The sequence below is a fragment of the Pseudomonas agronomica genome (assembly GCF_025917275.1).
GTDB classification, from domain to species: Bacteria; Pseudomonadota; Gammaproteobacteria; order Pseudomonadales; family Pseudomonadaceae; genus Aquipseudomonas; species Aquipseudomonas agronomica.
The window spans coordinates 1-7,328 of sequence record NZ_JAOSHO010000255.1 but is presented as its reverse complement, the minus strand read 5'-3'; the positions used below and the strand labels follow the sequence as shown (position 1 = coordinate 7,328).

At 60.8% G+C, this 7,328-nt stretch carries 7 protein-coding genes; 4 read left to right on the top strand and 3 right to left on the bottom strand.

The genetic code is table 11. The features are described 5' to 3' along the window. The 3 genes from OC610_RS17415 to OC610_RS17405 all read left to right on the top strand — a co-directional run. A partial coding sequence (locus tag OC610_RS17415) for an ATP-binding cassette domain-containing protein (protein WP_264429356.1) occupies window positions 1–587 on the top strand: 587 nt, incomplete at its 5' end. Next, window positions 587–1,453 carry a metal ABC transporter permease gene (locus OC610_RS17410; RefSeq protein WP_264429355.1) on the top strand — a complete coding sequence of 289 codons (867 nt, stop codon included), beginning with the start codon at window positions 587–589 and terminating at the stop codon, window positions 1,451–1,453. The genes OC610_RS17415 and OC610_RS17410, both read left to right, overlap by 1 nt. 9 nt (window positions 1,454–1,462) lie before the next feature. Further along, the gene (locus tag OC610_RS17405) at window positions 1,463–2,338 is read left to right on the top strand and encodes a metal ABC transporter substrate-binding protein (protein WP_264429354.1); all 876 of its coding nucleotides are present in this window, start codon (window positions 1,463–1,465) and stop codon (window positions 2,336–2,338) included. A gap of 79 nt (window positions 2,339–2,417) precedes the next feature. On the opposite strand, the gene OC610_RS17400 is transcribed toward OC610_RS17405, so the two are convergent. Continuing rightward, window positions 2,418–2,939 (bottom strand): DUF3617 domain-containing protein, encoded by a 522-nt coding sequence (locus tag OC610_RS17400; RefSeq protein WP_264429352.1) that lies wholly within the window; start codon window positions 2,937–2,939, stop codon window positions 2,418–2,420. A 141-nt stretch (window positions 2,940–3,080) separates the two neighbouring features. On the opposite strand from OC610_RS17400, the gene cls reads away from it, so the two are divergent. Beyond that, window positions 3,081–4,520 (top strand): cardiolipin synthase, encoded by a 1,440-nt coding sequence (gene cls, locus OC610_RS17395; RefSeq protein ID WP_264429350.1) that lies wholly within the window; start codon window positions 3,081–3,083, stop codon window positions 4,518–4,520. Here the strand turns inward: cls and cfaB are convergent. Together cfaB and OC610_RS17385 are read right to left on the bottom strand one after the other, a co-directional pair. After that, window positions 4,517–5,704, bottom strand: coding sequence for a C17 cyclopropane fatty acid synthase CfaB (gene cfaB / locus OC610_RS17390; protein WP_264429348.1), 1,188 nt, complete (start codon window positions 5,702–5,704; stop codon window positions 4,517–4,519). The genes cls and cfaB overlap by 4 nt on opposite strands. A gap of 190 nt (window positions 5,705–5,894) precedes the next feature. Then, the coding region (locus tag OC610_RS17385) for a heavy metal translocating P-type ATPase (protein ID WP_264429346.1) at window positions 5,895–7,328 on the bottom strand (1,434 nt) is incomplete at its 5' end.

Here is a 7,328-nt window from a genome sequence, read left to right as displayed (position 1 = left end):
GCCTCACGGCCATCATCGGTGCCAACGGCTCAGGCAAAACCAGTCTCTTGAAGGTATTGGCGGGCCTGCAAAAACCTCTAGCCGGCAAAGCCACCGTCAACGTACCAAAGTGCGGCGGCGTTTCATTCCTACCGCAGCAGCAATATCTGGATCGGCAATTCCCCATCAGCCTGCAAGAGTTGGTTGCCGCAGGTGCTTGGGGTAGCTCATACACGCCAGCGATGCGGCGTCTTAGACTGAAGACAGTGCTGGATGACTGGGCCCTGGACGGACTCGAACGCCGCCCCTTGATGGCACTGTCCGGAGGCGAATTGCAGCGCGCCCTGCTCGCCCGACTGAGTCTGGCTGATGCACCACTGCTGTTGCTGGATGAACCTCATGCCGCCCTCGATGAAGAGGGACAAGCGCTGCTGTGGAGGCACCTTCACAAATGGCATGCCGACGGCAAAACCGCCGTGGTGGTGTGTCATGACTTGGGCGCCGTACGCGAACATATCCCGCATACGCTGCTGGTGAGCCATTCACGCTGCGTGCTGGGCCGAAGTGTCGATTTGATTGCGCAGCAACCCAGTGCGTGGGTGGCCTGATGCTGACCGCCACTCATCTATGGCAACCCTTCCAGGAATTCGTCTTCATGCGCAGGGCCTTGCTCGGCGGCCTGGTGTTGGCGTGCAGTACAGCGCCGCTGGGCGTGTTCCTGATTCTGCGGCGCATGAGCCTGATTGGAGACGCGGTGGCCCACGGCATTTTGCCCGGCGCTGCGCTGGGTTTCTGGATGGCGGGGCTCAGCTTGCCTGCCCTGACATTGGGTGGCTTGGGCGCGGGGTTGAGCATGGCAGGGCTCGCCGCCTGGATTACCCGCCGTACCGGTCTGCGGGAGGACGCCAGCCTCGCCGCCATTTATCCGATCTCCCTGGCGGCCGGTGTGTTGATTCTTGGCTTGGCCGGCAAACGCCTGGATCTGCTCCACGTGTTGTTCGGTTCCGCGTTGGCGGTGGACGGCCCGACCCTGACCGGCATGCTATGGGTCTGCGGAATCAGTCTTGTAGCGATGGCCTTGATTTATCGACCGCTGCTGCTCGACACCCTGGATCCCCTGTTCCTGCAAACAGTCAGTCGCCTGGGTCCGTTGGCCCATGGTGTGTTTCTGACGTTGGTGGTGTTGAACCTGGTGATCGGTTTCCAGGCCATCGGCGCGCTGATGGTGGTCGGCCTGATGATGCTACCGGCGGCCGCTTCACGGTTCTGGAGCCGACGCCTGCCCATTCTGATGATCATCGCGGCACTGCTCGGTTGCATCTCGGTGTGGCTGGGACTGCTGTTGTCTTTCAACTTTTCGCTTCCCAGCGGGCCGGCCATCGTCCTGGTGGCGGGCGCGTCCTATCTGTTGTCCGTGGTATTCGGTCCGGTGCACGGTCTCTTGCGCCGCCCGCCCCTGCTCACATCCCCATGAGGTTTCCCGATGCGCGCCCTGCTCCTGATCTTCAGCTTGATGCTGTCCATGTCCCTGTCCGCCGCCGAAAAACTCAAGGTAGTGACGAGCTTCAGCATCCTTGCCGACATGACCCAACAAGTCGGCGGCGAACACGTCCAGATCATCAATATGGTAGGACCGGACGCCGACGCACACACCTACGAACCCACGCCAGACGACGCCAAGGCGCTGCTCGGGGCCAGGTTGATTATCAAGAATGGATTGGGCTTCGAGCCGTGGCTCGATCGCCTGGTGACCAGCACGGAAACCAAGGCTACGGTGATCAGCGCCAGCCGAGGCGTGATCCCGCGATCGCTGGACGAAGATGGCGAGACGATCCCCGATCCGCACGCTTGGCACAACCTCGCCAACGCGCAGCTGTACGTCAGCAATATCACCAAGGCACTCGAAGCGGCGGATCCGGACAACCAGGCTGACTACGAACGTAACAGCCAGGCGTACCTGAAAACGATCTATGCGCTGCTTGCCGAAGCCAAGGCAAAATTCGGCGCGTTGCCGCCAGGTAATCGCAAGATCGTTACATCCCACGATGCGTTCGGTTACCTGGGCCAGGCCTATGGCATCGAGTTCCTGGCACCGCAGGGCCTATCTACGGAACGTGAGCCCTCGGCGGCGGAAGTCGCGGCGTTGATTACCCAGATTCGCCAGGCGAAAGTCAAAGCAGTATTCATGGAGAACATCAAGGACGCGCGCCTGCTCAAGCAGATCGCCGATGAAAGCGGCGCGCACATCGGCGGCACGTTGTACTCGGACGCCCTGGCCGCCAGCGGTCCTGCCAGCACCTTTACCGGGCTGTTCGAGTACAACCTCGACACGCTGTACGAGGCGTTGAGCAGGCAGTAAGAGTGCGCAGTTTCTTGGACCGCTAAACGCCCGGCGGGAGCACGCACCCTCGCCACGAACTCATCGCGTCCAACCCGGGTCAGGCCCTCGGCTTGACCGTCCCGCAATCCTGCCCCAGCCACACGGCGCGGGTGTCCAGGCTACCGTTCTGCTGGATGCCCGTGGCGTTGAAGGTGCCGTTGACCTTGGTGGTGAATTCACGATCGCTTTGGAAGGTCGCGACACCATTGCCCTGGGCTTTCGGGCAACTGAAGCGGAACTTCCATTGATTGCCGGTGCGCTCGGTGATCTGTTGCTTGCACCCTGATTGCGGATCCTGCAACGGAATGTCGTTGGTCTGGACTTGCGCAGGCGTCAGGCAGACCCGAATGCCTTTGCCGCCCATGGTAATGCCTTGCTTCTCCAGCATCGCCCGTTGCTCCGGGGTCATCTGGTTTTGTAGCTGCCCGAGGATCAATTGAAGATCCGGCAGATTCTGGTTATCGACTTTCATGTTGCTGGTGGTCAATTCCCACAGTCCCGGTTGAAGCATCTGCGCCTGAGCCGCCAGAGGAACCGACAAGCCAACCGCCAAGGCCAAACCCAGCAGACGAACATTCATTGCAAACACTCCAGAGGACAAGTGGCCGTTAGACGCCGCCCGCAGGCTTCGGTTCAGGCCTGGGCTGAGCGAATTAAATAGCGACATTCGTCGTGGAACATGGTCTGTTAAGCAATGAAACTTCAGGAGCATGGCTGCCCCATGGATTATTTCGGCCCGCATGTTTTCGGTTACCTGATCGCGCTGCTTCACACCCTGGGTTCCATCGCCGCCGTTCATGCGGTGCTGACGGTGCGAACCGCCCAAGGGTCGATCGCCTGGGCCCTTTCGCTGGTATTCATTCCCTACCTGACGTTGATTCCGTATCTGGTATTTGGCCGCAGCACGTTCGATGGCTACATCAAGGCACGCCGACAAGCCAACGAAGAAATGCGCAAGGCAATCTCCGAATTGAACTGGCGGCCGTGGGTCGAAGAGGCGCTCACCGCCCGCGCCTCCAAGGCTTACGCGTCACTCAGGGCCATGCCGAAACTGGGGCGAGCACCTTGCCTGGCGAACAATCAGGTGCGCCTGCTGGTGAATGGGCAGGCCACGTTCGAGGCAATCTTCCAGGCCATCGATAACGCTCGGGAAGCGGTCCTGGTGCAATTCTTTATCGTCCATGACGACCAACTCGGGCAGCGCTTGCAAGCACTGCTCTTGAAGAAGGCGGCCGAAGGCGTGGCGGTGTATCTGCTCTATGACCGTATCGGCAGTCATTCCCTGCCCCACCGTTATGTGCAGGCACTGCGCGACGGCGGCGTTCACGTAAAAGCCTTCGCCACCCGCAGCGGCTGGCTCAACCGATTCCAAGTCAACTTTCGCAACCATCGCAAGATCGTCGCAGTGGATGGCGTCCTGGGATTTGTCGGCGGGCACAATGTGGGCGATGAATATCTGGGCGAAAAACCGCCCTTGGCCCCTTGGCGCGACACCCACGTCGAGGTACGCGGTCCGGTAGTGGCAAGCATGCAGGAGTCGTTCGCCGAAGATTGGTTCTGGGCCGCCCGCTCACTGCCGCCGCTGATCCTGCCCGACACCTACCCGGACGGCGGGGTGCTCTGCCAACTGCTTGCCAGCGGCCCGGCGGACGCCTACGAAACCTGTTCGCTGTTTTTCGTCGAGGCCATCCACGCCGCCAACGAGCGAATCTGGATTACCACACCGTACTTCATTCCCGATGAGGCGGTGTTCGCAGCGCTGCGCCTGGCGGTGCTGCGCGGAGTGGACGTGCGCATCCTGTTGCCGTCGCGACCCGACCACAAGATTGTCTACGCAGCGTCCAGTCTTTATGCATTCGAAGCCGTTCGGGCCGGCGTACGGGTGTTTCGGTATGAACCCGGATTCCTCCACCAGAAAGTCGTGTTGATCGATCAGGAGATCAGCGCGATAGGCAGCGCGAACCTGGACAACCGCTCGTTCCGACTGAATTTCGAAGTGATGCTGTTGACCGTCGACATTGCCTTCGCCTGCGAAGTGCAGCAAATGCTCGAACAGGATTTCGCCCAGGCCCACGAAGTCGCCAAGCAAGAAAGCCGGGAGACCCACCGCCTGCAAAAGATAGGCATGCGGATCGCCCGGCTCATTTCCCCGATTCTTTAAGGCGCGTAGATATCGTCACGGGTCCAGGGCAACTCATGGCTACCGTCGGCATGGGCCTTGACCGCGAGGATCTGGTGCAGGTTTATCCAGCCCTTGGCAAACGCGTATGCGCAACCGGCCAGATAAAGCCGCCAGATCCGCAGGGCCTGCTCCGGCACTTCCTTGGACGCGGCTTCGAGGTTGTCTTCCAGGCGCTCGCTCCAATGATCGAGGGTCCGCGCGTAGTGCATGCGCAGGCTTTCCACGTCGACGATTTCCAGCCCCGCTTCACTGATCTCGGCGGAGATCATCGACAGGTGCGGCAGTTCGCCGTTGGGGAAGACATATTTCTCGATGAAGTCGCCAGCGCCGCGACCTACCGGGCGGCCATCGGTGTGCTTGGCGGTAATCCCATGATTCATCACCAGCCCGCCTTCGCGCACAGCACCGAATAGGGTCTTGCAGTACTGCGTCAGGTTTGCGTGGCCAACGTGCTCGAACATGCCGACGCTGACAACTTTGTCGAATCGACCGTCCTGGGGCAAATCCCGGTAGTCCAGCAACTGGAGCTCGACCTGGTTTTCCAGGCCTTCAGCCTTGACCCGCTCGCGTGCCAGATCCAGTTGGGCCTGGCTCAGGGTAATGCCGAACACCTTCGCACCGAACTCTCGAGCCGCGTAGCGTGCCAGCCCACCCCACCCACATCCCACGTCCAGCAGGTAGTCGCCGGGCTGCAGGCGCAGCTTTCGACATAAATGGCGGAATTTGGCCTGCTGCGCCTGTTCGAGGGTTTCGCTACCCGTCTCGAAGTAGGCGCATGAATAGGCCATGTCGCTGTCGAGCCAGAGCTGATAGAAGGCGTTGGATAAATCGTAATGGTAGGAGATCGCCTTGGCGTCGGTTTCCTTGTCGTGGACCGTGCGCACCGGCAGGTTGCTGTCGTCTTCGTCCACCAGGGCCTGGCTCAGCTCGTCACAGACTCGAATGACTTCATGGATCGAGCCTTCGAGTTCGAGTTTGCCTTCGACGAACGCCGCACCCAATGCATCCAGGCTGGGATGGTTGAATTGCGCAACCATTTGTGGATCCTTGACCACAATCGTCACGCTGGGATCGTCACCCAGCGCGAATTCATGGCCGTCCCAGAGCCGCAGCCGAAGCGGTAGATGCAGATTCTGTAAGGCCGGTGGAAGTTGAGCGAGCATGAAAAAATCCCCCTTGTTTCAGACGTCTGAAATGAGGGTAGCCCATCGTAGAAAAATAGCTGGCTATCGAATTTATAGCCTTTTTCTATCGTTCTTCTAAATCTACTGTTTTGAGCAGTAACTGCCTGAAGTGGTGCTACCTTTCGTAAGTGACTGCACGCGCCCTCAACAGTTCGCTTAAAAGTACGGCCTAGATTTTTGGCAGCGGCTCCTGGAAGCGTAGCAGTCGTCCGGCATTGCCCAGTACCAACAGCGTACTCAAGTTATGCAGCAATGCCGCGATCATCGCCCCCGCCGCACCAAGCCAGCCAAATGCGGCGAAAGCGACGATGGCCAGCGTCCAGCCCAGACCGATGATCACGTTGACTTGCAACGTCCGCCGGCACTGACGACTCAGTCGCACACATGTCCCGAGGCGCCGCAAATCGCTGCCGATCAACACGATGTCCGCCGACGCCAGCGCGATATCCGCGCCACCCGCGCCCATCGCCACGCCGACCACGCCAGCCTTGAGGGCCAGTGAGTCGTTGATTCCGTCCCCCACCACCATGGGCCGGAAGCCGTGGTCGATCTCGGTCATGACCCGTTGGAGTTTATCTTCCGGCAAAGCCTGCGCCTGCACCTCATGAATTCCGATCTCCTGGGCCAGGGCACTGGCCACGCTCTGGCGATCGCCCGTCAGCAACAATTGGCGTCCGAGTCCAAGCGTGCGCAACTCAGTCATTGCCAGCCGCGCTTCCGGCTTGACGCTGTCGGCCAGCAACAGCCAAGCGAGGAATTGTCCGTCCAGGGCCAAGCCGGCAATCGGGCCGTCATGGTTGGGTACGGCCGAGGTCTGGATACCCAGCCGGGCAAACAACTCGGGGCGGCCGAGCGCAGCTTCGCCCTCCCCGGTCATGGCGACCACGCCCAGACCCTGGCGCTCATGAATGTCGGTGAGCGGCAAATATTGATGTTGCTCCACCAGGCCGGCCAGCGCGCGGCTGACCGGATGGCTGCTGGCGGATCCTAGGCTGGCGGCCAAGGGCAACAATATCGCCAAGTCGTCCTGGCTCCCTTCGATCGATTGCAAGCGCAAGGCGCCATAGGTCAACGTGCCCGTCTTATCGATCACCAGCGAAGTCAGGTCCGCCAGCTCTTCGAGGAACGCCGAGCTACGGATCAGAATTCCATGACGCGCTGCAACCGCGATGCCGGCGATCGCCGTGGCCGGCGCCGACAACACCAAGGCACAGGGGCACGCCGCCACCAGAACCGCGAGCATCGCCTGGGCATCGTTGGTGACAAACCACGTCACCGCCGCCAATAACAACACCAGCACCAGATAACTGCCGGCGTAGCGCTCCAGCAGGCGAGTGATCGGCGGCTTCGAGCGTTCCGCGTTTTGCATCAGCGCGATGACCTTGCCCAGCGTCGACTCGTCACCGATGCGAGTAACCTCCAGGCGCAACACACCGTCGAGATTGATCGCGCCACCAAAGACCTCGACCCCGATACCCGCCTCCATGGGCACCGACTCGCCAGTGATGGGCGCAGTGTCGAGGCTCGCCTGGCCGGACAAGACCCGACCGTCCGCAGGCACTCGATCACCGGCGCGCACTTCCACCACATCGCCGGGCCGCAA

Coding starts and splice junctions, on each gene's coding strand:
- OC610_RS17410 (WP_264429355.1), top strand. CDS start 587: ATGCTGACCGCCACTCATCTATGGCAACCCTTCCAGGAATTCGTCTTC.
- OC610_RS17405 (WP_264429354.1), top strand. CDS start 1,463: ATGCGCGCCCTGCTCCTGATCTTCAGCTTGATGCTGTCCATGTCCCTG.
- OC610_RS17400 (WP_264429352.1), bottom strand. CDS start 2,939: ATGAATGTTCGTCTGCTGGGTTTGGCCTTGGCGGTTGGCTTGTCGGTT.
- cls (WP_264429350.1), top strand. CDS start 3,081: ATGGATTATTTCGGCCCGCATGTTTTCGGTTACCTGATCGCGCTGCTT.
- cfaB (WP_264429348.1), bottom strand. CDS start 5,704: ATGCTCGCTCAACTTCCACCGGCCTTACAGAATCTGCATCTACCGCTT.